The organism is Pseudoalteromonas sp. SR45-1 (assembly GCF_014163655.1).
Taxonomy (GTDB): domain Bacteria; phylum Pseudomonadota; class Gammaproteobacteria; order Enterobacterales; family Alteromonadaceae; genus Pseudoalteromonas; species Pseudoalteromonas distincta.
In genome coordinates this window covers 103,724-126,531 of the sequence record NZ_JACJDR010000010.1, presented here as the reverse complement: position 1 = coordinate 126,531, position 22,808 = coordinate 103,724, and the positions used below count along the sequence as shown (strand labels likewise).

At 40.2% G+C, this 22,808-nt stretch carries 26 protein-coding genes; 19 read left to right on the top strand and 7 right to left on the bottom strand.

The genetic code is table 11. The annotated features are described in order from the left end of the window. The first annotated feature begins 16 nt into the window (after nt 1–16). The 6 genes from H5089_RS12005 (at nt 17) to H5089_RS11980 (ending at nt 4,002) form a co-directional block, all read left to right on the top strand. Entirely contained in the window at nt 17–331 is a 315-nt protein-coding gene (locus H5089_RS12005; protein WP_002958974.1) for a pyrimidine/purine nucleoside phosphorylase, read from the top strand. Nucleotides 332–508: 177 nt separating this feature from the next. Beyond that, complete coding sequence (hpf, locus tag H5089_RS12000) at nt 509–865, top strand: ribosome hibernation-promoting factor, HPF/YfiA family (RefSeq protein ID WP_007376058.1); 357 nt, start codon at nt 509–511, stop codon at nt 863–865. Nucleotides 866–1,067: 202 nt separating this feature from the next. Further along, nucleotides 1,068–2,243, top strand: a complete 1,176-nt coding sequence (locus tag H5089_RS11995) for an NRAMP family divalent metal transporter (protein ID WP_182712292.1) — start codon at nt 1,068–1,070, stop codon at nt 2,241–2,243. Nucleotides 2,244–2,314: 71 nt separating this feature from the next. Then, a complete protein-coding gene (locus H5089_RS11990) occupies nt 2,315–2,776 on the top strand; it encodes a GNAT family N-acetyltransferase (protein ID WP_182712273.1) in 462 nt (153 codons plus the stop codon). Nucleotides 2,777–2,788: 12 nt separating this feature from the next. Then, nucleotides 2,789–3,202 (top strand): GNAT family N-acetyltransferase, encoded by a 414-nt coding sequence (locus tag H5089_RS11985; RefSeq protein WP_182712272.1) that lies wholly within the window; start codon nt 2,789–2,791, stop codon nt 3,200–3,202. Between the two features lie 62 nt (nt 3,203–3,264). Then, nucleotides 3,265–4,002 carry an HNH endonuclease gene (locus H5089_RS11980; RefSeq protein WP_182712271.1) on the top strand — a complete coding sequence of 246 codons (738 nt, stop codon included), beginning with the start codon at nt 3,265–3,267 and terminating at the stop codon, nt 4,000–4,002. Between the two features lie 224 nt (nt 4,003–4,226). Here H5089_RS11980 and H5089_RS11975 read toward each other — a convergent pair whose 3' ends face one another. Genes H5089_RS11975 through H5089_RS11960 form a run of 4 tightly spaced genes read right to left on the bottom strand, consistent with a single transcriptional unit; the run spans nt 4,227 to nt 6,980 of the window. Further along, on the bottom strand, nt 4,227–4,649 hold the full coding sequence (locus H5089_RS11975; RefSeq protein WP_182712270.1) for a hypothetical protein: 423 nt from the start codon (nt 4,647–4,649) through the stop codon (nt 4,227–4,229). A 1-nt stretch (nt 4,650) separates the two neighbouring features. After that, nucleotides 4,651–5,838 carry a VWA domain-containing protein gene (locus H5089_RS11970; RefSeq protein ID WP_182712269.1) on the bottom strand — a complete coding sequence of 396 codons (1,188 nt, stop codon included), beginning with the start codon at nt 5,836–5,838 and terminating at the stop codon, nt 4,651–4,653. A 1-nt stretch (nt 5,839) separates the two neighbouring features. Continuing rightward, nucleotides 5,840–6,688 carry a MoxR family ATPase gene (locus tag H5089_RS11965; RefSeq protein ID WP_182712268.1) on the bottom strand — a complete coding sequence of 283 codons (849 nt, stop codon included), beginning with the start codon at nt 6,686–6,688 and terminating at the stop codon, nt 5,840–5,842. 52 nt (nt 6,689–6,740) lie between these two features. Beyond that, nucleotides 6,741–6,980, bottom strand: coding sequence for a DUF1653 domain-containing protein (locus H5089_RS11960; RefSeq protein WP_039486721.1), 240 nt, complete (start codon nt 6,978–6,980; stop codon nt 6,741–6,743). 60 nt (nt 6,981–7,040) lie between these two features. Here H5089_RS11960 and H5089_RS11955 point away from each other — a divergent pair, with 60 nt between their 5' ends. From H5089_RS11955 to rpoS, 11 genes are all read left to right on the top strand, one after another. Continuing rightward, nucleotides 7,041–7,520 (top strand): DUF2947 domain-containing protein, encoded by a 480-nt coding sequence (locus H5089_RS11955; RefSeq protein ID WP_002958965.1) that lies wholly within the window; start codon nt 7,041–7,043, stop codon nt 7,518–7,520. A 75-nt stretch (nt 7,521–7,595) separates the two neighbouring features. After that, entirely contained in the window at nt 7,596–8,231 is a 636-nt protein-coding gene (locus tag H5089_RS11950; protein WP_002958964.1) for a hypothetical protein, read from the top strand. Between the two features lie 37 nt (nt 8,232–8,268). Further along, nucleotides 8,269–8,556: a cell division protein FtsB gene (gene ftsB, locus H5089_RS11945; RefSeq protein WP_002958963.1), complete on the top strand. Its 288-nt coding sequence runs from the start codon at nt 8,269–8,271 to the stop codon at nt 8,554–8,556. Beyond that, the gene (gene ispD / locus H5089_RS11940; protein WP_182673805.1) at nt 8,546–9,247 is read left to right on the top strand and encodes a 2-C-methyl-D-erythritol 4-phosphate cytidylyltransferase; all 702 of its coding nucleotides are present in this window, start codon (nt 8,546–8,548) and stop codon (nt 9,245–9,247) included. Before ftsB ends, ispD begins: the two co-directional genes overlap by 11 nt. Next, on the top strand, nt 9,244–9,741 hold the full coding sequence (ispF, locus tag H5089_RS11935; RefSeq protein WP_024604077.1) for a 2-C-methyl-D-erythritol 2,4-cyclodiphosphate synthase: 498 nt from the start codon (nt 9,244–9,246) through the stop codon (nt 9,739–9,741). The genes ispD and ispF overlap by 4 nt, the downstream gene beginning before the upstream one ends. Then, the gene (gene truD, locus H5089_RS11930) at nt 9,738–10,790 is read left to right on the top strand and encodes a tRNA pseudouridine(13) synthase TruD (RefSeq protein ID WP_182712267.1); all 1,053 of its coding nucleotides are present in this window, start codon (nt 9,738–9,740) and stop codon (nt 10,788–10,790) included. The genes ispF and truD overlap by 4 nt, the downstream gene beginning before the upstream one ends. Next, nucleotides 10,771–11,535 (top strand): 5'/3'-nucleotidase SurE, encoded by a 765-nt coding sequence (surE, locus tag H5089_RS11925; protein ID WP_024600608.1) that lies wholly within the window; start codon nt 10,771–10,773, stop codon nt 11,533–11,535. Before truD ends, surE begins: the two co-directional genes overlap by 20 nt. Next, nucleotides 11,525–12,163 carry a protein-L-isoaspartate(D-aspartate) O-methyltransferase gene (locus H5089_RS11920; RefSeq protein WP_002958958.1) on the top strand — a complete coding sequence of 213 codons (639 nt, stop codon included), beginning with the start codon at nt 11,525–11,527 and terminating at the stop codon, nt 12,161–12,163. Before surE ends, H5089_RS11920 begins: the two co-directional genes overlap by 11 nt. A gap of 9 nt (nt 12,164–12,172) precedes the next feature. After that, nucleotides 12,173–12,751, top strand: a complete 579-nt coding sequence (locus tag H5089_RS11915) for a YqaA family protein (RefSeq protein WP_002958957.1) — start codon at nt 12,173–12,175, stop codon at nt 12,749–12,751. Between the two features lie 41 nt (nt 12,752–12,792). Then, complete coding sequence (locus H5089_RS11910; RefSeq protein WP_182712266.1) at nt 12,793–13,617, top strand: peptidoglycan DD-metalloendopeptidase family protein; 825 nt, start codon at nt 12,793–12,795, stop codon at nt 13,615–13,617. 35 nt (nt 13,618–13,652) lie between these two features. Then, nucleotides 13,653–14,627, top strand: coding sequence for an RNA polymerase sigma factor RpoS (gene rpoS / locus H5089_RS11905; protein WP_002958955.1), 975 nt, complete (start codon nt 13,653–13,655; stop codon nt 14,625–14,627). Nucleotides 14,628–14,718: 91 nt separating this feature from the next. Here the strand turns inward: rpoS and mutS are convergent, their stop codons facing one another. Beyond that, the gene (mutS, locus tag H5089_RS11900; RefSeq protein WP_182712265.1) at nt 14,719–17,304 is read right to left on the bottom strand and encodes a DNA mismatch repair protein MutS; all 2,586 of its coding nucleotides are present in this window, start codon (nt 17,302–17,304) and stop codon (nt 14,719–14,721) included. A gap of 21 nt (nt 17,305–17,325) precedes the next feature. Here mutS and H5089_RS11895 point away from each other — a divergent pair, with 21 nt between their 5' ends. After that, nucleotides 17,326–17,814: a CinA family protein gene (locus H5089_RS11895; protein WP_024597314.1), complete on the top strand. Its 489-nt coding sequence runs from the start codon at nt 17,326–17,328 to the stop codon at nt 17,812–17,814. 67 nt (nt 17,815–17,881) lie between these two features. Continuing rightward, a complete protein-coding gene (recA, locus tag H5089_RS11890) occupies nt 17,882–18,925 on the top strand; it encodes a recombinase RecA (protein WP_002958952.1) in 1,044 nt (347 codons plus the stop codon). Nucleotides 18,926–19,115: 190 nt separating this feature from the next. On the opposite strand, the gene H5089_RS11885 is transcribed toward recA, so the two are convergent. Both H5089_RS11885 and H5089_RS11880 read right to left on the bottom strand, forming a co-directional pair. Continuing rightward, a complete protein-coding gene (locus tag H5089_RS11885) occupies nt 19,116–21,239 on the bottom strand; it encodes a TonB-dependent siderophore receptor (protein WP_182712264.1) in 2,124 nt (707 codons plus the stop codon). A gap of 219 nt (nt 21,240–21,458) precedes the next feature. Next, nucleotides 21,459–22,625, bottom strand: coding sequence for a DcaP family trimeric outer membrane transporter (locus H5089_RS11880; protein ID WP_024597312.1), 1,167 nt, complete (start codon nt 22,623–22,625; stop codon nt 21,459–21,461). Nucleotides 22,626–22,808 lie beyond the last annotated feature (183 nt).

Sequence of the window (22,808 nt, the reverse complement as noted above, 5' to 3'; positions counted from 1 at the left end):
ATAGCAGGAGCTAAAAATGCCAAAGTTCGATAACGTAAGTGTAGTAAAAAAAGCCAATGTATATTTTGACGGAAAAGTGTCGAGCCGTACCGTTATTTTAGGTGATGGCGAAGCGAAAACTTTAGGCTTTATGCAACCTGGTGAGTTTGTTTTTGATACAAACCAAAAAGAATGCATGGAGCTTTTAGCTGGCCAATGGGATATTTTATTACCAGGGGCAAGTGAGTGGAAAACATTTAACGCAGGTGAATCGTTTAATGTTGATGCAAATGTAAGCTTTAAAGTAAAAGTATCTGATTTTGCTGACTACTGTTGTTCGTACACAGATTAATCAATACAGCTAGACGTCTGAAAGCCCATGCACTATGGGCTTTGCATAAACTTTGCACAACGCATGATTTAAATCACCAAAAACCGCAAATAAACCTCAAATATCTCTCTTTTTTCCTTGTGTTAATCTAAATAGCCCCCAATACTATTTATGAGGTAACAAATAAAAGGATACCCTATGAAAATTAATCTTTCTGGTCACCATGTTGAAGTTACTGACTCTATTAGAGAGCACATCAACGAAAAATTTTCAAAAATCGAGAGCCACTTTCCATCGCTTATTGCACTCGATATTATTTTGTCTAAAGAGCATCATAAAATCCAAGCTGAAATTAGCACTAATTACGAAGGCACGCGCATATCGGTAAAAGGGGAAAACGAAGTTATGTACCCTGCCATTGCAAGCGCAGCTAAAAAACTCGATGCGGCACTAAAACATCGAAAAGGGCAGATAAAAGCAAACTTACACGAAAAGCCTGTTAGCACTACACCTGAAATCGCACACGAGATCATCCAAGAGATGGATCTTAAATAAAATTTAGTCACAAAGTATTGTAAAAAAGAGCCGTATGGCTCTTTTTTATTGCCTGTAATTTAGGTAAGTTATGCGTTCTTGCAGTTTATTAATCAAAAAAATTAATAAAAGCAGCGTATAACACACATATTTTGAGAAATTAATGCACACAACAAAAGCAGTATGGAAGTCTCGACTAGGTGCGCTTGGACCTGGAATACTCATGGCAACAGCCGCTATTGGCGGTTCTCACTTAGTTGCCTCTACGCAAGCTGGGGCAATATTTGGCTGGCAACTATTTTGGCTAATACTGGTTGTTAATGTTTTAAAGTACCCGTTTTTTCGCTTTGGTATGGAATACACACTCGCGACTAAAAATAGCCTAGTGGAGGGCTATAAAAGTAAAGGCCCGTTTTATTTTTACAGTTTTATCGGTTTAAACATTGTAGCCGCCGTAGTTAATACCGCTGGCGTATTACTACTTACTGCAAGCTTACTGCATTACGCGTTGCCCGTAGTGATAGAAGTAACACTGCTATGTTGGATATTATTAGGAGTGTGCTTAGCCATATTATTGTTAGGGCACTTTAAAGCGCTCGACAGTGTGGCCAAAGGCATAATGGGGTTATTAACGCTGGCTACCGTTATTGCGTTAGTTATCGCGTTTAGTAATGGCCCAATGGCGCCTGCTGACTATGTTGGCCCATCACCTTACGAGCTGGCTATGCTGAGCTTTATGGTGGCTTTAATGGGTTGGATGCCAGCCCCTATCGAAATATCTGCATTAAGTTCTTTATGGCTAAAAGAAAAACAAGCGCAGCAAACAGTTTCTAAAAGCCAAGGCTTGTTCGATTTTAACGTAGGTTACTGGCTTACAGCTGGCTTAGCCTTGGTATTTTTTAGCTTAGGTGTATTAGTGCAGTACGGGCAAACCAGTAGTATAGAACTCGGCGGTGTCGCGTTTGCCAAGCAGCTTATTGATATGTACGCATTAACAATAGGCGAGTGGGCAAGGCCGCTTGTATCAGCAATCGCCTTTTTATGTATGTTTGGCACTACACTTACCGTGCTAGATGGCTACGCCCGCACGCTTAACGAATCTCATAAACTACTTGGCTTTAAGCAATCAAAACACAGCCTAAATATTTGGCTTGTACTGCAAGCACTAGCTGGCATGGCCGTTATTTTATTCTTTAAATCAGCCCTTGGTCCAATGCTTACGTTTGCAATGACACTTTCGTTTGTTACCACCCCCGTTTTTGCATGGCTTAACTTTAGCCTTGTGCGCTCAGAGCCTGCTATAAAGCACAGCGTGCTATTACGTAGTTTAACGTGGTTAGGTTTAGTGTATTTAGTAGGCTTTGCTGTTGCGTTTGTAGTATGGAAACTAGCAGCCTAAATAGAGCCACTTACTTTAGGGTTTTCATTAAAGCCCTAAAGCATTAAATTCTAGGATTAAACGAGGTATAAATGGATATTAGAATAGGTGAGCTTTCAAACCCACACGTTATAAAACTACTACATGCGCATCATAACGATATGCTAAAGCACTCACCTGTTGAGAGCGTACATGCACTTGATGTGAGCAAACTCACTCAGCCCGATATAATCTTTTATAGCTTATGGATTGATAATAATTTAGCGGGTGTTGGCGCATTAAAAGCGCTCGATGCCACTCATGGCGAAATTAAATCAATGCGCACCTCAAGCAACTATTTACGCCAAGGCATCGCTGCTAAATTGCTCACGCATATTATTGAGCAAGCAACTTTGCGAGGTTACAAAAAGTTAAGCTTAGAGACCGGCACGGCAAAGGCATTTTTGCCCGCACAAAAGCTTTACACTCAATTTGGTTTTAAAGAGTGCGAACCGTTTGGTGATTATGAGTTAGATCCGTACAGCTTGTTTATGAGTAAAGGGCTTCAAAAGTGAGTAGGGGATGTTATGGAATATAAGGTTGAATATTCAGCTCCAGCACTGGATGAATTTACTAATTTACGCGCACAAGCAAAGTGGCAAAACCCTGACGATAAAACATTAAAAGCAAGCATCGAAAATTCATTGTTTTGGGTTGCCGTGTACCACATCGATAAGTTGATAGGTACTGGTAGAATAATCGGTGATGGCGCAATGTATTTTTATATTCAAGATGTAATTGTTGCGCCAAGCTATCAAAAACAAGGCATAGGTCATTTAGTTATGACCCACATTGAAGACTACCTAAGCAACACCTGCTCTAATGGCGCTACAATAGCTTTATTAAGTGCTCACGGTAAAGAAAGTTTTTATACACAATATGGTTATGTAAAGCGTGATGGAGATGTTTTAGGATTAGGAATGTGTAAGTTTATTAAGTAAATAAAATTCTACAGAAAAAATAAAATGTCTTTAATATAATAATTTAACTGGATCAGAATAATATGGAAGTTAATAAGTTTGGTTTGAGTAGAGTAATTCCAGCAGAAATAAAGCGAGAGATTCGTCAGCACTGTGGGTTCGGGTGTGTTATTTGTGGATTAGGAATAATTCAATATGAACATGTAGATCCTGAGTTTAAAGATGCAAATAAACATGACCCGGCTAATATGACCCTCCTATGTCCTCAATGCCATTCAAAGGTAACTACAAAAATGTGGTCAAAGTCACGTGTAAAATTAGCAATGCGGATGCCAAAGTGTTTACAACAAGGTTACTCTAATGAGTTTTTTGATTTCCCAGAGCGTAATCCTTCTTTAATTTTTGGTGGTGTCAAGTTAAGCAACTGTAAAATCCCTATTCAAGTTGCAAATTACCCATTATTTCAATTAAAAAAACCAGAGTACTTAGGTCAACCATTTTTGCTATCTGGTCTATTTACAGACTCTAATGGAGAAGTCTCACTAGAAATTAAAGATAATGAGTGGAAAGCTAATTCTTCTCTCTGGGATGTAGAAGTTAAAGGCCCTTGTATAACTATTAGAGAAAGGCATCGAAAAATACATCTTGTACTAACTATCACTGAGCAGTGTGATATTTTGGTTTCGCGTCTGGATATGGTTTTTGCAGGCTTCTATTTTGAAGCTAATGGTGATTATTTAAAAGTAACTTTTCCTGATGGAGGTTCTTCAGAGTTATCTGGATGTGTTGCAGATAATTGTAATGTTGGTATTTCTTTTTGATGTAAATAACTAAAGCTACTATTACTTTTTAAATTGATGATTCAAACTACTCTAATACAAATATAGCTGAGTCAAAATTTAACTCAGCCCTTTTATCGCTCTACTTATCCCATCTAAACTAAGCGCATACATGCGGTTGTTCATTAGCTTTTTTATAAAGCCAATTGATTGGTAGTGCAGCCACTGCTCGACGAGTTGTGAGTTTAGCCAATCTAGCCTAATTGTTACTCATTTGAGTAAACAATAATTTCGTCAGAATTTGGTAATTTATAAAATCCAACATTTTTTGATTGCTTACCCATGAAATCAATAGCATATTTCATCTCTGCAATTGTTCTTACTGTAGAAAATTTATCTTTAAAACATGCTGAGAATTCGTATGTGAAAGATGTTGACTGATCATAACCTCCCAGCTCTAAAAGGTTATACTCAGTAAAAGGATCTGGTCCTAAAATTTGATGAGAGGTAATAAAAGGCACCCTAGAGTCTTGTGATTTCCAATCATTCAAGCATTTAGCTTCAACATTGCTTGCTAATAAATAAATGCTTTTATTCTTTTTAGAGTCACTTATAAAGATAGTAATAAAAACCAAATTTATAATAAGTGATGCAAACAAAATTAATTTTAATATATTTCTATTATTCACTTTAACTCAGCTCTTTTATCGCTCTACTTATCCCATCTAAACTCAACGCATACATGCGGTTGTTCATTAGCTCTTTTATAAAGCCAATCGATTGATAGTATGGCCAGTGTTCAACGGGTTGTGGGTTGAGCCAGGCGACTTTATCAAAGTGGTTTGTGACACGTGATAACCATGCACTGCCGGGCTCTTCGTTGTAGTGTTCTACCGAGCCGCCAGGGTAGGTTATTTCATATGGGCCCATAGTGGCATCACCGACAAATATTACTTTGTAGTCGCTGGTAAATTTATTAATCAGCGTCATGGTGTCAATCACGTTTGAATGGCGGCGCGCGTTGTCTTGCCAAACGTGCTCGTATAAACAGTTATGAAAGTAGTAAAACTCTAGGTGTTTAAATTCGCTGTGGGCGGCGCTAAATAGCTCTTCGCAGGTATGAATGTAGTCATCCATTGAGCCGCCAATATCAAATAGCATCAATACTTTTACTGCATTGTGGCGCTCGGGCGCCATTTTTACATCAAGCATGCCGCCTTGTTTTGCAGTAGCGCGAATAGTCTCGTTTAAATCTAGCGTGTCGCTTGCGCCTGTGCGGGCGAACTTTCGTAACTTTTTAAGGGCGAGTTTAACTGTGCGCGAACTAATTTCTCTGTCGGTGTCGAGGTTTTTGTATTCTCGTTTATCCCACACTTTTACTGCTTGGCGGTTACGGTTGCCGTCTTGCCCTATACGCACACCTTCTGGGTTATAGCCGTATGCACCAAAAGGTGATGTGCCGCCAGTGCCCACCCATTTATTGCCGCCAGCGTGGCGTTTTTGTTGCTCTTCTAAACGCTCTTTTAGGGTTTTCATAAGCTCGTCGAGCCCGCCCATGGCTTTTAGTTGGGCTTTTTCTTCATCGCTTAGGTGTTTTTCAAACTCTTTACGTAGCCAATCTTCAGGTAGGTTGTGCTGTTGCTTTAAGCTCTCGAGCAAATCAAGGTCGGCAATACCGCTAAAGTAGTCGCTAAAGGCTTTGTCGAATCGATCAAAGTGCGTTTCGTCTTTTACCATTATGGTGCGTGCTAAATGGTAAAAGGCGTCTACGTCGGCAAATATAACGCCTTTTTTTAAGGCGTTAATTAAATCGAGTAATTCGCGCAGGCTTACAGGTAGGCGGTATTCACGCAGTTTGAAGAAAAACGCAATCAACATCTTAACGGCGGCTCATAAAGGCGAGTTTTTCGATTAGGCTTATATCTTGCTCGTTTTTAAGTAAGGCGCCAAACATTGGCATTAATCCGCCTTTTTGCGCTTTGTCGTGCAGTGTTTTAGCGTCTATGTCTTCAGCCATTAAAAGCTTTAACCAATCGAGTAATTCGCTGGTGGAAGGTTTCTTTTTAAGGCCGTTTGCTTCGCGCAGGTTAAAAAACACTTCAAGTGCTTGGCGTACTAAATCCTGTTTAACGTTAGGGTAGTGCACGTCAATAATTTGCTGCATTTCGTCGCTGCTAGGAAAATCAATATAATGAAAAAAGCAGCGGCGTAAAAATGCGTCCGGCAATTCTTTTTCGTTATTTGATGTGATGATCACAATAGGGCGCTCTTTTGCGACAATGCGCTCGTTAGTCTCATAAACATGAAACTCCATTTTATCGAGCTCAAGTAGTAAGTCGTTTGGGAACTCTATGTCGGCTTTGTCTATTTCATCAATTAAAAGCACTGGGCGTTTGCCGTTAAGCTCTGCATACGTAAATGCCTGCCAAAGCTTACCTTTAACGATGTAGTTGCCAATATTGTGTACACGCTCGTCACCTAGTTGGCTGTCGCGCAGGCGCGAAACCGCGTCGTACTCGTATAAACCTTGCTGCGCTTTAGTAGTCGATTTTATATGCCACTGAATAAGCGTGGTATCTAAGCTTTTAGCCAACTCCTCAGCCAGCATGGTTTTACCTGTGCCAGGTTCGCCTTTAATTAAAAGTGGTTTTTCGAGCATAATGGCAGCATTTACAGCTTGTTTAAGTGCGCTACTCGCTATGTAATTGTCAGTTGAATTAAATTGCACGGTGTACCCTTGTCTGGTCTGAGCAGTAAGTTATTTTGTTATAATGCCATAGTTAAGCAGCAGGTCCAATATAAGCAAAACGCTGTATGACCTCACCTTCTTTTTCAACAGTTTCTAAAAACATACTAAGTGGGCGCGCCCATATACCAAATTCACCATAAAGTGCTTGGTAAATCACAAGCTGTTCCTCGGTTTCGCTATGGGTGGCAACATGAATAACTTTATATTGCGGGCCTTTGTAGTGTTGGTATATGCCTGGTTTTAGGGAAAGTGGTTTTATTGCTGTAGTCATGTTTTGATCTCTTGTATAATTTGGCTCTGCACTTTTAATGTTAACTAATTTGCCAATACTATGAACTATATTTCTTTAGATGATTACAAAAAGGCGTGGGTTTTTCGCCACAAAGATTTACCTGTATCTGATGAAGACGCAGCAAAAATAAAGCCTATGAGCGACGAGCGCGCAGCCGTACTTTGGACAACCATGGTGAGCCGTGAATTTGATCACCCTGATTTTTTTGAAGACACCGATTGGTGTGGTCAAGAAAAAAGCTTTAGCCAAGAAGTAGATTGGCAAGATGCGTGGGAAAATGGCGATGCGTTACCACCAGAAGCAATCTTAACGTTTTTAGATTGGGAAGCTAACACCACGGTTTATTTTTGTATGGCACGCGATAATATTATCGAAACGACGTTTGATGTATTTAAACGCAATTGGCAAAACTTTATGTTTTTAGCTGATGGCAGTTTATTGATTGGTAAAAAGCGTAATACGGTTGTGCAATTTTTAGAATCAGGTAAAGCAAAATTAGGTGAAAAGCCAAGCGCTTAAAATAGTGCGCTGCGCTTAAAAAACATTCAATACTGTGTTATAAAACATTTACCTGAATATTTTTGAGTACAGCTTTTGGTCGCTAAAAATCAGTCACTTGGTGCTCAACAGCAAGTTGAAATTTGGCAAACTGATGCACAAAAAGTGTTGTATGCACAATTGTGCAATGCGTTTTATCAGCGTGAGGTTCAGCGATTAGTTGCAGAGCCTAATGCCGATAAACTGCGCCGCCAGTTAAAAAGCCTACCTTATTATATTGAGCGAGCGGCAACGTTAGTTGCCAATGGTGACACGCCTTTTACGCTTGATGCACAAAATGGTACGTGGCTTGAAAAGCAAAAACCGACCCCACCCGATGTGAATGTTCAAGCTAATGAACTTTTTTATCAAACGTATGCCAAAGTGGGGCTTATTGTGCCCGTTATATTGCATGGCTACGATCAGGTGCGTCTTAGAATAGACAGTATCGATCAGTTAGGCGAAAATAAGCTGCATTGTAACGAGCTTGGTTGGTTTGATTTTTTAGGAAATGGGCTAGAGCAGCAAAATGCTCAGCTAATAAAGCCAAGTAAAGTGAGTTTAACCGCTGCATGTTGCGGGCATCAGTGGCAATTTTCGAAGCGTTGTATGCCGCGTGTTTTATCACTACGCGAAATGCTTTTAGCGGGTAGTATTAATTGGCGCAATTTAAAGCGCCCCTTAGCGTATTAAAGTTAAGGTATTTGGAATTTAAAATAAGGAGTGTTAAATGCGTATTTTTCAAGTTGGCTTACTGTGCTTAGCACTGTTTGTACAATACAGGTTATGGTTTGGTCATAATGGTTTACAAGACTACACACGACTAAAAGGTGCAGTAACGTCGCATCATCAAACCAACGAAAAACTCATTAAACGTAATAAAGTACTTAAAGCAGATATTGAAGACTTAAAGCTTGGCCAAGAAGGCATTGAAGAGCGTGCACGCAACGAATTGGGAATGATTAAACCGGACGAAACATTTATTCGTGTTTTACCGGGCAAACAATATGACAAATAAACAGACTATTGCAGCAATTGTACCTGCTGCGGGTGTTGGCAGTAGAATGCAGCACAATGCGCCTAAGCAATATATACAATTAGCCGGTAAAACCATTTTAGAACACACCTTAGCTAAACTTTCTCAATTACCTCAATTACGCACTATTGTTGTTGCCCTTAGCGACAGCGACCCCTATTTTGACGAACTCCCACTGCTTGATAATCGCATTGTGCGAGCCAGTGGCGGAAAAGAGCGAGCCGACTCGGTGCTCAATAGCTTGCTTTTTTTAGCGCCTAACCCACCTACATGGGTATTGGTGCATGATGCTGCTCGTCCATTAGTTAATATCAGTGATATAGAACGTTTAATTGATGAATGCATTAACGCTGATGAAGGCGGTATTTTAGCTAGCAAAGTAAAAGACACTATAAAACGCGGCCACACTCATGCCCTACAAACTGTGCCGCGAGATGATTTATGGCAAGCACTTACCCCGCAGTTTTTTAAATATGACGAGCTTAAAAATGCACTGCAAAACGCATTAGCAAGTGGGGCTACTATTACCGATGAAGCCAGTGCAATTGAGTGGGCGGGTAAACCGGTTAAGCTTGTAGCAGGTCGTAGCGATAATATTAAAATAACCACGCCAGAGGATTTAGACCTGGCTGGGTTTTTATTACATAAACAACAAAACGAGAGTGGATTATGATACGAATTGGCCATGGTTTTGACGTACATAAATTTGGCGGCGAAGGCCCGTTAACTATTTGTGGTGAAAAAATTGATTACCCACAGGGCTTTTTAGCGCACTCAGATGGTGATGTTGCTATTCATGCATTATGCGATGCTATTTTAGGCTCACTTGCAATGGGTGATATTGGTAAGCACTTTCCCGATACGGCAAGCGAGTATGAAAATATCGATAGCCGTATTTTACTTCGCCATGTGGTGGGCTTAGCTAAAGAACAAGGTTATGTACTTGGTAATGGCGATGTGACTATTGTTGCTCAGGCACCAAAAATGTTGCCACATATTCAAGCTATGCGCGCTAATTTAGCCAGCGATTTAAATTGCGACCTTAGCCAAATTAACGTTAAAGCCACTACTACCGAAAAGCTAGGCTTTGAAGGGCGCAAAGAAGGTATTTCGAGCCATGCGGTGGTTATTATGAGTAAAGAGCTTGCGAGTACAAAAAACGCATGAGCGATTTAAATTATTTATACGGTGCACCACTTTCTAAAGCTGATTTTAAAACCACAGCTGAAGACTTTATGGTTGATGAAGACTTAGGTATAGAATTTACCGGCAGTGGCGAACACGTGTGTTTGCAGGTGGTTAAAAAAGGCGAAAACACGCAATACGTTGCAAAGCTAATTGCACAGCGTGCGGGTGTTTCACCGCGAGACGTAAGCTATGCAGGCATGAAAGATCGCCACGGCGTGTGCTCGCAGTGGTTTAGTGTAAAAGTACCAATTAAAAAGCCTATCGATTTTAGTGATTTAAATAGTGAGAGTATTTTTATTGTGTCGCAACAGCGCCACGACCGTAAGTTACGTACGGGCTGCCACAAAGGTAATAAATTTACTATTGCGCTTCGTAACGTAACCAACCCTCTTGATATTTTATGTCGTATTAACGCAGTACGCGCAGGTGTGCCTAATTACTTTGGCGAACAGCGCTTTGGGCATGGCGGTCATAACTTAGTTATGGCTGAAAAAATGTTTGCCGGTGAGCGTATTCGCGATAAAAAGTTGCGCGGTATTATTATTTCAGCAGCACGATCGCATGTATTTAATCAGTTAGTGAGCTTACGTGTAAAAGAGCATGGTTTAGCTAAAACAATGCACCGTGAAGTATTTATGCTCAGCGGCAGCAATGCATTTTTTGAAGATGCAATTAATGACGAAAACATAGAGCGATTAGCTACCGGCGATATTATGATGTCGGCACCTATGGTGGGAAAAAGCGAAAAAGGCTTAACCGAACAAGAAAAAATATGGCTTGCACCTTTCCAAACATGGTGTGATGGTTTAGGTGAGTTAGGCCTTAAAAATGAGCGCCGAATGCTGCGCTTAATTCCACAAAACTTAACCGTTGAAACACTTGATGAAACCACACTAAAACTAAGCTTTGGTTTGCCAAAAGGGTGTTTTGCAACCGCATTATTACGTGAGCTGGTGGATTACACTGATGCTAGCCCTCGAGAGCGCAAAGAAAAGGATAATGGCATAAATGAAGATACTGTTAAGTAACGATGATGGCGTAAATGCCAAAGGCATTGCGGTTTTATATCAGGCGCTTATACAAATTGCAGATGTAACCCTTGTTGCACCTGATCGCAACTGTAGTGGTGCGAGTAATTCTTTAACACTTATGAACCCGCTACGAGCGACTACACTCGAAAATGGTTTTATGTCAGTTAATGGCACACCCACTGATTGTGTACATTTAGGTGTAAATCAGCTAGCTGATGAAAAGCCAGATCTAGTTGTTGCAGGTATTAACCATGGTGCCAATTTGGGTGATGACACGCTTTATTCCGGTACTGTTGCCGCTGCAACTGAAGGTCGCCATTTAGGTCTGCCTGCAATTGCGGTATCGCTTTGCTCACATAATGGCGATCATTTTGAAACAGCCGCTGCTGTTACCGTAAATATTATTAAAGGCTTGGCTTCGCATCCGCTTCCAAAAGATCAAATAATAAATATTAATGTGCCAGATATTCCATTAAGTGAATTAAAAGGGGTGCAAGTAACACGTTTAGGTGCTCGTCATAAAGCTGAAACGATGACGAAACAAACCGATCCTTGGGGGCGTGATATTTATTGGTACGGATCGCTTGGCACCGAAAGCGATGCTGGTGAAGGCACCGACTTTTACGCAATCAATAATGGCTATGCCTCAGTTACGCCACTGAGTGTTGATATGACAGCTAAAGATAGCTTAAAGGCAGTAGGAGAATGGTTAGCCGATTTGGAGATTAATCGTGCTCGCTAATTATACCCGCAGTGCTAAAGCGCTTTCTGACTTACTAAAGCGTGAAGGTGTTGAAGATACGCAAGTACTTAGTGCTATAGCTGATATTCCGCGCCATATTTTTATAGATGATGTGCTAAAACACAAAGCCTATGAAAATACAGCGCTCCCTATTGGGCAAGGGCAAACAATTTCTCAGCCTTACATAGTAGCGCGCATGACAGAGCTACTTCGTTTAGCTGGTGTGCGCAATAAAGTGCTAGAAATAGGTACGGGATCTGGGTATCAAACTGCAATATTGGCCAAAACGTTTACAAAGGTTTACTCGGTAGAGCGTATTAAAACACTTCAGTGGCAGGCAAAAAGACGTTTGCAGCAACTCGATTTATATAATGTAACCATGAAGCATGGCGATGGTTGGCAAGGCTGGCAATCACAAGCGCCGTTTGATGGTATTATAGTGACTGCTGCGGCCTCTAAAGTTCCGCAAGACTTACTTGCTCAGTTGGCCGATGGTGGCGTGTTATTAGCCCCAATTGGTGAGAGCGATCAAAAATTAGTAATGGTTATCCGCAAAGGCGATAATTATAAAGAGCATGTTATTGCTCCCGTTAGATTTGTGCCGTTAGTACCTGGCGATATTGAATAGGAATTCATTTTGAAGTTGTTTACCAAGTTATACGATATGGCCCTAGTGTGGGCAAAACACCGTCATGCGGAACGTTACTTAGCTGCTATGAGCTTTGCAGAATCAGTTTTTTTCCCGATACCACCCGATGTAATGCTTGCACCTATGTCGCTTGCGCAACCAAACAAAGCATGGCGATTTGCAAGCTTTGCCACAATAGCATCGGTTATTGGTGGAGTGGTTGGTTACTTACTTGGTTTTTGGCTATTTGAACCCGTTGTAGAGCCATTGATTGCACAAATGCACTGGCAAGAAAAGTTTGATATAGCACTAAACTGGTTTAAGGATTACGGTGTTTGGGTTGTGTTTTTAGCCGGTTTTTCGCCTATACCATATAAAGTATTTACGATTGGCGCAGGCGTTTTACAAATGGCATTTTTGCCATTTTTAATAGCATCAGCCATTGGGCGCGGTGCGCGATTCTTTTTAGTTTCAGCCTTAATGAAGTGGGGCGGAGCTCAAATGGAGCGAAAATTACGTCAGTATATTGAAATACTTGGTTGGGGATTAGTGGTATTAATTGCGCTAGCTTACTTTTTATTGCGTTAAGCGTTAAAAATATCAATTTTCTAATTTAGGGGAAAAATACAATGAATAAACAGTGTTTACTGTATGTAACTATATTTATTAGTATTTTTCTCTTTGGTTGCTCTTCTCGCCATGTTCCTGCACCTGTTAGTAGCTTAAATAATAATGTTAATGATTTAGGTCATACTGTTAACATCAATGGGGCTAGCTATAAAGTACAAAAAGGAGATACGCTCTACTCTATTGCCTTTAGTGCTGGGCAAGACTTTAGATTACTTGCAAAAAACAATTCAATTCCATCACCTTACACAATTTTCCCTGGGCAAAACATCTCCTTACTCCCTAAGCCCGAAAAAACAAAAAGGGATGGAAATTATACGAATTCGAGTAAAAAGTCTATAAAAAAATTACAAAAAAATAACAAAATTTTAAAGAAAGAGCTTGATCCCCCAAAACAACGAGAGTATGTTCAGAAACAAGCCAGTAACAAAATTAGTAATACTAAACGTTTGTCGAGCAGTAAAGTTAAGTGGTTTTGGCCTGCACAGGGCAAAATTACCAAACGCTTTTCTAATAAGGAAAACGGTTATAAAGGTTTACAGATTACTAATCGCAAAGGGGCTTCAGTCTTAGCTGCGGCACAAGGAACAGTGGTATACGCGGGTAACGCCCTTCGAGGTTATGGTAGTTTAATCATATTGAAACATAATGATGATTACCTAAGTGCTTATGCACATAACTCGAAATTACTTGTTAAAGAAAAGCAGAAAGTTAAGGCAGGACAAAAAATAGCAGAAATTGGTAATTCAGAATCTCCGGTCACCGCGCTTCGCTTTGAAATTCGCTACCGAGGGCAAGCTGTCAATCCTGCTAAATACCTACCCTAATTTTTAGGTATTGATAATTGCTCGGGAGAAGGCTTATGGCTAGCGCAGCAAAACTTGACAAACATACTACGACTGACGAAAAGTTCGATGACATCGATGTTGATGAAAGCACAGCTCTACTAGATAAAGTAGACGACGATGAAATCTTTGCTAAAGAAGAAGTAACTAAAAATCTTGACGCAACTCAACTTTATTTAGGCGAAATTGGTTTTTCTCCTTTGCTTAGTGCTGAAGAAGAAGTGTTTTTTTCTCGCAAATCACTTCGAGGGTGTGAAGCCTCACGTAAACGTATGATTGAAAGTAACTTACGTTTGGTTGTTAAAATAGCACGTCGTTACAATAATCGCGGCCTTGCTCTACTTGATTTAATTGAAGAGGGTAACTTAGGCTTAATTCGCGCAGTTGAAAAATTTGACCCTGAGCGTGGATTTAGATTCTCTACTTACGCTACATGGTGGATACGTCAAACAATTGAACGTGCCATTATGAACCAAACGCGTACCATTCGCTTACCTATTCATGTAGTTAAAGAGCTTAATGTTTATTTACGTACAGCGCGTGAGTTAACTCAAAAGCTTGACCATGAGCCAACAGCTGACGAAATTGCAGCTTGCCTAGATAGACCCGTTGAAGACGTTACTAAAATGCTACGTTTAAACGAAAGAATTGCATCAGTAGACATGCCTATTGGTGGCGAAAACGACAGTGTACTACTTGATATCATCCCTGATGAAAAAAGTGCTGGTCCTGAAGGCGAAGTACAAAATAATGATATTAATAAACATATTGTTGATTGGTTAGGTGAATTAAACCCTAAACAACGTGAAGTGTTAGCACGTCGATTTGGACTGCTTGGCTATGAGCCATCTACACTTGAAGATGTAGGTCGTGAAATAGGCTTAACACGTGAGCGAGTAAGACAAATTCAGGTAGAGGCATTACGTCGTCTAAAAGACATTTTGCAACAAGAAGGTTTAAGTACAGATAGCTTGTTTAATCAGTTTTCGTAACTAGTTAAATAGTTTAAGAGACTATGTGTGTTAAAAAGCCGAAGAGTTTATTCTTCGGCTTTTTTTATGCTTGTAAATTAGGTGATATAAATTACAGCAATGCTTTTAGTTTATATAACAAATCGTGCGCTTGGCGTGGCGATAAATTATCAGGGTCGATTGCGCTTAACTGCTCTTCAACTTCAGAAGGTGTACTTTGTGCAATTTCGTTATTAAAAGTAAAGGCTTGTTGCTCTGTATTTGGTGCAGTAACGCTTTGATGATTTTCAAGCAACTTAAGTTTTTGCTTTGCTTGTGCAATCACAGCTTTTGGCACACCTGCAAGAGCTGCTACTTGTAAACCAAAGCTTTTGCTTGCTGCACCGTCGAGAACTGTATGCATAAACGCAATAGTGTCGTTATGCTCTATTGCATCAAGGTGCACGTTTACAAGGCCCGTAGTTTGCTCAGCAAGTTCTGTTAATTCAAAGTAGTGCGTAGCAAACAATGTTTTAGCAGATATTTTTGATGCTAAATGATCGGCTGTTGCATACGCAAGAGAGAGTCCATCGTAAGTACTTGTACCGCGACCAATCTCATCCATTAACACTAAAGACTGCGCCGTGGCATTATTTAAAATAGTCGCTGTTTCGGTCATTTCTACCATGAAGGTTGAACGCCCTGATGCTAAATCATCGCTTGCACCAATACGTGTAAATATGCGGTCAATATTACCAATTTTAGCGCTGTCAGCGGGTACATAACTGCCAATGTGAGCCATTAAAACAATAAGTGCCGTTTGGCGCATATAGGTTGATTTACCGCCCATGTTTGGACCGGTAATAATTAGCATTTTACGTTGGCTGTTTAATTCAACAGGGTTAGCAATAAACGGTTCTTTCATTACTTGTTCAACAACAGGGTGACGACCTTGCTTAATGCTTATATTGTCGTTATCGCACAATTCTGGTTTTGCATAATTGAGTGCGAATGCACGCTCAGCTAAATTGTTTAAAACGTCTAAATCGGCCAATGCTGCTGCCATCATTTGCAACTGCTCAATATGTGGAGCAATAAATCTAAACAGCTCCTCGTATAGTTGTTTTTCAAGCGCGAGAGCTTTTGATTGGCTACCGAGTACTTTATCCTCGTGCTCTTTAAGCTCTGGAATAATGTAGCGTTCGTTATTTTTAAGCGTTTGGCGACGAATGTAGTCGGCTGGCACTAAGTGCGCATTAGCTCTACTTACTTCAATAAAAAAGCCATGTACGCGGTTATAACCAATTTTAAGCGTACTAATGCCCGTACGTTCGCGCTCTCGCAGTTCTAATTGCTCAAGGACATCAGTGGCACCTTTGCTTAAGTTACGCCACTCATCAAGTTCACTATTGTAACCTGGAGCAATAACACCACCGTCACGAATAAGTACCGGTGGGTTTTCTATCACAGCTCGTTCTAATAACGCTTGTAAATCAGGGAGTTCAGGCGAGTGCTTGATGATACCTGCTATACGAGGATCGTTAGCGTCAGCTAACAAAGTATGCAGTGGTGCAAGTGCTTGTAGCGCACTGCGCAGGCGAGTTAAATCACGCGGGCGTGCAGTACATAAAGCTAGGCGTGCAATAACACGCTCTACATCACCAATCTCTTTTAATGATTCGTGTAATTCACCGCAAAGCTGCGCATCTAAAATAGCGCTAATGGCATTTAAACGTGAATTTAGCTCGTCTTTATTACGAATTGGTGTATGAATACGGCGCTTAAGTAAGCGAGAACCCATAGGTGTGGCTGTTTTATCAAGTATTTGAGCAAGTGTATTTTCAAACCCGCCTGATAAATTAACAGTTAATTCTAAATTTTTACGGGTAGCGGCATCTAAAATAACAGCGTGTTCGTTGTGCTCAAGCGTAATTGCACGAATATGCGGCAGTGCAATACGTTGTGTATCTTTTACGTATTGCATTAGGCAACCTGCAGCAACAAGCGCGCTATGGGCTTTATCAACACCAAAGCCAACTAAATCTTTAGTACCAAACTGATCGCATAATAAATGCTGAGCCGTATCTAAGTCGAATTCCCACTCTGGGCGACGGCGAGCGCCTTTTATATGTTCAATTAAATGAACGTTTTCAAAGCTTTCGCTATACAGAAGTTCGGCTGGTGATAGGCGCTGAATAGTTGAGCTAAAGGCTTCGTCGGTATTTACCTCGACAATATTAAAACGACCAGAGTTAATGTCTAAATAAGCAATCCCGTATAAGCCTTTTTTACTTTGCCAAACGCTGGTAAGGAGATTGTCTTGTCGTTCTTGTAAAAGCGCTTCATCAGAAATTGTACCGGGTGTAACTATACGCACTACTTTACGATCAACAGGGCCTTTACTGGTTGCAGGGTCTCCCACTTGTTCGCAGATAGCGACTGACTCACCCATTTGGACTAGACGTGCTAAGTAGTTTTCTACCGCATGGTAGGGTACGCCAGCCATAGGAATGGGATCGCCGCCAGCTTTACCACGATGAGTTTGCGAAATATCGAGTAATTGAGCGGCGCGTTTAGCGTCATCAAAAAAAAGTTCGTAAAAATCGCCCATACGATAAAACAATAAAATATCGCGATGCTCTGATTTTATTTTTAGATACTGCTGCATCATAGGGGTTTGTTGTTTTATAGTGTGTGGTGCATAAAGATCAAACGACATGTATTTACCCAAAGGCTGAATATGGAATTACATCAAGAGATTAAAACACTTGCTGCGCAATTAGGCGCTATTTTAACGGATAAATGCTTATGGATCACTACTGCTGAGTCATGTACTGGTGGCGGAGTGAGTTATGCGCTTACCGATACACCTGGAAGTTCAGCTTATATCGACCGTGCATTTGTCACTTATAGTAACCAAGCAAAGCAAGATTTGCTCAATGTTAGTGCTAGTACATTAAATCAATACGGTGCTGTGAGCGAGCAAACAGTCCATGAAATGGCAGTAGGTGCTATTAAAGCAACAAACGCTAATATATCTATAGCTGTATCGGGCATTGCAGGGCCTGGCGGGGCGACAGAAGGTAAACCTGTTGGACTTGTATGGTTTGGCATACAAATTGATGACAAAGTACTGACCTTTAAACAAATATTTACTGGTGATAGGGCTCAAGTAAGACTGCAAGCTATTGTATTTGCATTAAAAAGTGTAATAGATGAGATAAAATGAAAAAATTAGCTTGATACTGTGATTTCATACAGTATACTTGTTCGCATTAGCTGGATTGGAGAACAAAATGAACGATAACAAACAAAAAGCGTTAGACGCAGCACTATCACAAATTGAACGTCAATTTGGTAAAGGCTCAATTATGAAATTGGGTGACAACAAAGCGTTAAACATTGAATCTGTATCTACAGGTTCACTAGGTATTGATATTGCCTTAGGCATAGGTGGCTTACCTATGGGACGTATTGTTGAAGTGTATGGTCCTGAGTCATCTGGTAAAACAACGCTTACTTTACAAGTTATCGCAGAAGCTCAAAAAGAAGGTAAAACATGTGCTTTCATTGATGCTGAGCATGCTCTTGATCCTGTATATGCACAAAAACTAGGTGTAAATATTGATGATCTTTTTGTATCTCAACCTGATACAGGTGAGCAAGCACTAGAAATTTGTGACATGTTAGTACGTTCAAGCGCAGTAGACGTCGTTATTATTGACTCGGTTGCTGCACTTACACCAAAAGCTGAGATTGAAGGCGACATGGGCGACTCGCACATGGGCTTACAAGCACGTTTAATGTCACAGGCATTACGTAAGCTTACTGGTAATATTAAACGTTCTAACACGTTATGTATTTTCATTAACCAAATCCGTATGAAAATTGGTGTTATGTTTGGTAACCCAGAAACAACAACGGGTGGTAATGCACTTAAGTTTTACGCATCGGTACGTATTGATATTCGTCGTATTGGTTCTGTGAAAGAAGGTGATGAAGTTGTTGGTAACGAAACCCGCGTTAAAATTGTTAAAAACAAAGTAGCGCCGCCATTTAAACAAGCTGAATTTATCATCATGTATGGCGAAGGTATTTCTAAGCAAGGCGAGTTAATTGATTTAGGTGTTAAGCATAAAATTGTTGAAAAAGCAGGTGCTTGGTACAGTTACAGTGGCAACAAGGTTGGCCAAGGTAAATCTAACTCAATTAAGTTTTTGAAAGAAAACCCAGAAATTGCAGATGAGATTGAAGGTAAGTTACGCGAAATGCTTTTACTAAAAGCAACTATTGAACCTGAAGACGGTGAAGATAAGTTAGGCGACGATCCAGACCTTTAAACTGCACCCAAATGAGTTTTTAAGCTTGATTTGACCCGAGCTTTGAAAAGCGCTAATCAGTAATGATTAGCGCTTTTTTGTTATTAAAAACTTACATCAGGTTAGATAAAATAAAAACGACACATTAAAAATGTGTCGTTTTTTTCTATTGAATTAAAAAAATCTAGAGTCTTTAATTAATCAAATATATTTATAATTGCCAGTTTACAGATAGGGCGTAGTTACGAGGTGCACCGTAGTAACCTTGTGCCCAGTACAGGCTGTGCAAATATTTTTCACCGGTGGTGTTATTTACATTGAAAGTGACTCCTACGTTATCTGTAATTTCGTAAGTGGCCATTAAATCAAGTAACCCGTATGCATCTTGGTGAGTAGTGACGCTTGCAATACCATTTGCATCTTCGACTTGAACTCGGCTAGTTGAATCCTGCCAGCGATAGTTTGCACCAAATGATAAACCATCAACTAAAGGTACTTGGTAGGTTGCGGCCACTTTAAGTTGGTTTTCAGGTGTGTAATCTTTAACTAAATCATCACCATCAATATTTAGGTTACTAAAACTTACACTTGCGCTTAAATCATCGGTTATTCGACCACTTAGTTCAACTTCAAAGCCGTTGCTGTTAATACCATCTGCTGCATAATAACGCGTATCACTAGGTAGGGAGTCGGGTAAAGCTATGGCAAGCCCTTCCTGCTTTGCATCGAAGTAAGCAAAAGTTACGAAAATTTGGTCATCAAGTAACTGTGCTTTTATACCAACTTCACTACTTTTACCTATTACGGGAGCTAATTGGTTGGCATTAATATCAAGCTCTTTTTGCGGTACAAATGTTTCTGTGTAGCTTGCATAAGCTGATAGAGACTCGTTAAAGTCGTACACCGTGCCAATATAAGGAATAACTTCAGAGTCGCTTCTTGTTTGTTCAACACCGTAAGCACTCCCTTTTGTTTTCCAATCGGTATAACGCACACCAGCGAGCACACTTAAAGGCTCACTTAATTTAATGCGAGTAGATATGTAAGCTGATTTTTGCTCGTTAGTAATATCACTACCATCTAAGCCATCAGCAAGTGTTGCCTCTGGTACTACACCATCCCACGTTTTAAGTGATGGCATAGCTGGAAAACCATTGCCTGTAGTGTAATCGTAAAGAGACTGCTCGTTGTAATCCATTTTAGCATGGCTAACACCAAATGATAGGTCGTGCTCTTGGCCAAATAAATCAAACTTACCACTGGCATATAAATCAAATAAGTCATGCTTATCTTCGTAATCATAACGGCTAGCATAACCTGTTAAACCAAGTTCAGTATCTTTATCAGGGGTGCCGTATACGTAGAACAACTCTGAGTCTTGTTCGTTTTCGATGTGAGCATAACGTGCTCTAGCTACCCATGTTGCCGATAAGTTTTGTTCAAGTGTTACATATACTTGCTCAGCACTGTTATCCCAGTAAGACCAGTCAGCAGCAGTGCTGGTTGATTCGTCGTAATCGGTTGCTGTTCCGTCTGTATAATAAAGAGGTAGTGCACCCCACAGCGGGCTATCTGCGTCTTTTTGTTGGTTAACATAGTTAACGCTTAATAATGTGTTGTCTGTTAATTTGCCTTCGTAGGCTAAGTAAACAATGGTTTTATCTGTTTCGTAGCGATCTAAATATGAGTCAGCTTTTTGCTTTGTAAATACAGCGCGTACAGCGTGGTCTTCATTTATTGGCGTAGATACATCTAAATCTAAACGTTTTTTATTCCATGAGCCATAAGATGCTGATGCATTTGCCTGTGTTGTATAAGTTGGCTTTTTTAAAACCATGTTTACAGTTGCAGAAGGATTACCAGCGCCAGTCATTAAACCATTAGCACCGCGAACTATCTCTACACGGTCATAAATTGATGTATCAAGACTGCCTTGAATAGAGCCTGAGCTTTGTGGGATCCCTAAGCCATCAACTTGAAAGTTCGTAATTTCAAAACCACGGGCCTTAAAGTAAGTACGATCTGTTTCTATTTGCTCTACTGTTACGCCTGGCGTGCTTTCAAGTACTGAGTTTATGTCGTCTAGTGAAAAGTCGTCCATTAGTGCGCGTGAAACTACCGAGATTGATTGTGGTGTTTCTTTAATTGTTAAACCTAGTTTGGTAGCCGATTGCGCTTCTTCAGTAATGTAGTTTTTATGATGCTGACCATATACCGCAATTTTTTCGAGAGGTTCAGATTTTACATTTGCCTCATCAGCAAGTGCATAACCAGATAAAATTAAAGAAGTAGCAAAGCTTAGTTTAGATAAACGCAAAACTTGAGGGGACGACATAAGTTTTTCCAGTTAGTTCAAAAGAAGTGCGTAACTTAATCTAAATGATATCGATTTGCAATTGTGTTTAGTGTTTTTATCAATAATAATTCTATTTTTTTGTATTTTAGCGCCACATATAAAGATTTTAGGTACGAATTGATGAATTATATAGAACTCAATCTCGCTTATAAAAAAAGCGGCCTAGGCCGCTTTTTAAAGTAGTTAGCTTTCTAGTTATTAAAAAGAGTATTTAACAGAAAACTGTAAGCGGTCTAAATCGCCATCAACGCCGCTTTCAGTTTCACGCTCAGCATGCTTTAGCTCAGCACCAAAAGTTAGACGTTTAACCGGTGAGTATAGAATGTTAGCGCTATAGCTTTGGCTTGATTCAGTCGGATCACCAGAAATAGCTAATAAATCAGTGTTGTTATCAGCACTGAAGAATGAATATAAGAACGTTGAACGCCATTGGCTTGTCCACTTGTGCTGGTAAGCAACAAAACCAGAAGTCGAATCAATTGCATCTAGTTCATCGCCATTAAGTACTGCACCGTGAGCAACGTTTAAGCCTACGTAACGGCCTAAGCCTTTACCTTGAGTAAGCATAAATTTAAGGTTGTCTTCACCAAGGTTTATTTTACCTGATGCACTAATACCAAAAGAAGTTTCATCTGCATCAACACTGCCTACTTTATAAGTAAGTTGGCGAGCAAGCGCTGCAACCACAATGTTACCCCAATCGGCTTTGTGTGTGTAACGAGCTGTAAAGTCAGGCAATGATGCATCATCAGTTACTACCATACCGCTAGTAGTAGAAATTGTACTTTCTGGGTTTTCTAATGAAAACGACCATGCGCCAGTGGTGTATTTAATTTGCGATTGACGCACAAACACAGTGCCCTCAGCAGGGCCTACAAAATCAAGCGTTTCAGCAAGCGCCCCCACGTTTTGGAAGTTAGACCATGTTTGACCAAATAACCAACCATCGTAAGTCACAAACGCATGGCGAATACGCGGGGCGTAAGAATTTGAAACTCGCTCATTACCGCCAGCAGCCGAGGCCAAAAAGTCAATTTCAATTTTAGTATTAACGGTTTTACCGTTATCCATAACAGTGGCTGTGCCAAAGTTAAAACGTGACTCACGAGCATGCATATCAAATACAGCATCTGAGCTGTTATCATCGCCAACTGTTAACGTACTTGGTACGTAAAAGTCACGACCTACGTTTGAGCCTGCAGGCGCACCCGCTGAATAATCACTCCACATAGAGTCGAGTTTAATGTATCCACCGTAAGTAAATTCCGTATCACCAATTTTTGCGGCAGTCGCTGCATAAGCAGTGCTTGATAGTGCACATAATACAGCGCTTGCTGCTAATGTTTTTAATGGGGTAAGTTTCATTGTGGTGTCCTTTATAGGCTACTTGTTGTTTGTTGCTTTTTTTTTCATGTAAGGTTGTATTACTTGCTACTAGTATTACTTACGAATAAAAAAGGGTGTTAATTTGGCTTTTCAATACACATATTGTTTTCATTCGTTAAATAAAGCTTTGGCAAGTAATACCGCAAATATCTTTATTAAAGT

Bases quoted from the DNA above. Each gene is read 5' to 3' on its own strand.
- H5089_RS11985 (WP_182712272.1), top strand. From the start codon at position 2,789: ATGGAATATAAGGTTGAATATTCAGCTCCAGCACTGGATGAATTTACT.
- H5089_RS11980 (WP_182712271.1), top strand. From the start codon at position 3,265: ATGGAAGTTAATAAGTTTGGTTTGAGTAGAGTAATTCCAGCAGAAATA.
- truD (WP_182712267.1), top strand. From the start codon at position 9,738: ATGAGCGATTTAAATTATTTATACGGTGCACCACTTTCTAAAGCTGAT.
- H5089_RS11885 (WP_182712264.1), bottom strand. From the start codon at position 21,239: ATGTCGTCCCCTCAAGTTTTGCGTTTATCTAAACTAAGCTTTGCTACT.
- H5089_RS12005 (WP_002958974.1), top strand. From the start codon at position 17: ATGCCAAAGTTCGATAACGTAAGTGTAGTAAAAAAAGCCAATGTATAT.
- H5089_RS11910 (WP_182712266.1), top strand. From the start codon at position 12,793: ATGAATAAACAGTGTTTACTGTATGTAACTATATTTATTAGTATTTTT.
- H5089_RS11895 (WP_024597314.1), top strand. From the start codon at position 17,326: ATGGAATTACATCAAGAGATTAAAACACTTGCTGCGCAATTAGGCGCT.
- recA (WP_002958952.1), top strand. From the start codon at position 17,882: ATGAACGATAACAAACAAAAAGCGTTAGACGCAGCACTATCACAAATT.
- surE (WP_024600608.1), top strand. From the start codon at position 10,771: ATGAAGATACTGTTAAGTAACGATGATGGCGTAAATGCCAAAGGCATT.
- ispF (WP_024604077.1), top strand. From the start codon at position 9,244: ATGATACGAATTGGCCATGGTTTTGACGTACATAAATTTGGCGGCGAA.
- H5089_RS11990 (WP_182712273.1), top strand. From the start codon at position 2,315: ATGGATATTAGAATAGGTGAGCTTTCAAACCCACACGTTATAAAACTA.
- rpoS (WP_002958955.1), top strand. From the start codon at position 13,653: ATGGCTAGCGCAGCAAAACTTGACAAACATACTACGACTGACGAAAAG.
- H5089_RS11995 (WP_182712292.1), top strand. From the start codon at position 1,068: ATGGCAACAGCCGCTATTGGCGGTTCTCACTTAGTTGCCTCTACGCAA.
- ispD (WP_182673805.1), top strand. From the start codon at position 8,546: ATGACAAATAAACAGACTATTGCAGCAATTGTACCTGCTGCGGGTGTT.
- H5089_RS11970 (WP_182712269.1), bottom strand. From the start codon at position 5,838: ATGTTGATTGCGTTTTTCTTCAAACTGCGTGAATACCGCCTACCTGTA.
- hpf (WP_007376058.1), top strand. From the start codon at position 509: ATGAAAATTAATCTTTCTGGTCACCATGTTGAAGTTACTGACTCTATT.
- H5089_RS11960 (WP_039486721.1), bottom strand. From the start codon at position 6,980: ATGACTACAGCAATAAAACCACTTTCCCTAAAACCAGGCATATACCAA.
- H5089_RS11880 (WP_024597312.1), bottom strand. From the start codon at position 22,625: ATGAAACTTACCCCATTAAAAACATTAGCAGCAAGCGCTGTATTATGT.
- mutS (WP_182712265.1), bottom strand. From the start codon at position 17,304: ATGTCGTTTGATCTTTATGCACCACACACTATAAAACAACAAACCCCT.
- ftsB (WP_002958963.1), top strand. From the start codon at position 8,269: ATGCGTATTTTTCAAGTTGGCTTACTGTGCTTAGCACTGTTTGTACAA.
- H5089_RS11955 (WP_002958965.1), top strand. From the start codon at position 7,041: ATGAACTATATTTCTTTAGATGATTACAAAAAGGCGTGGGTTTTTCGC.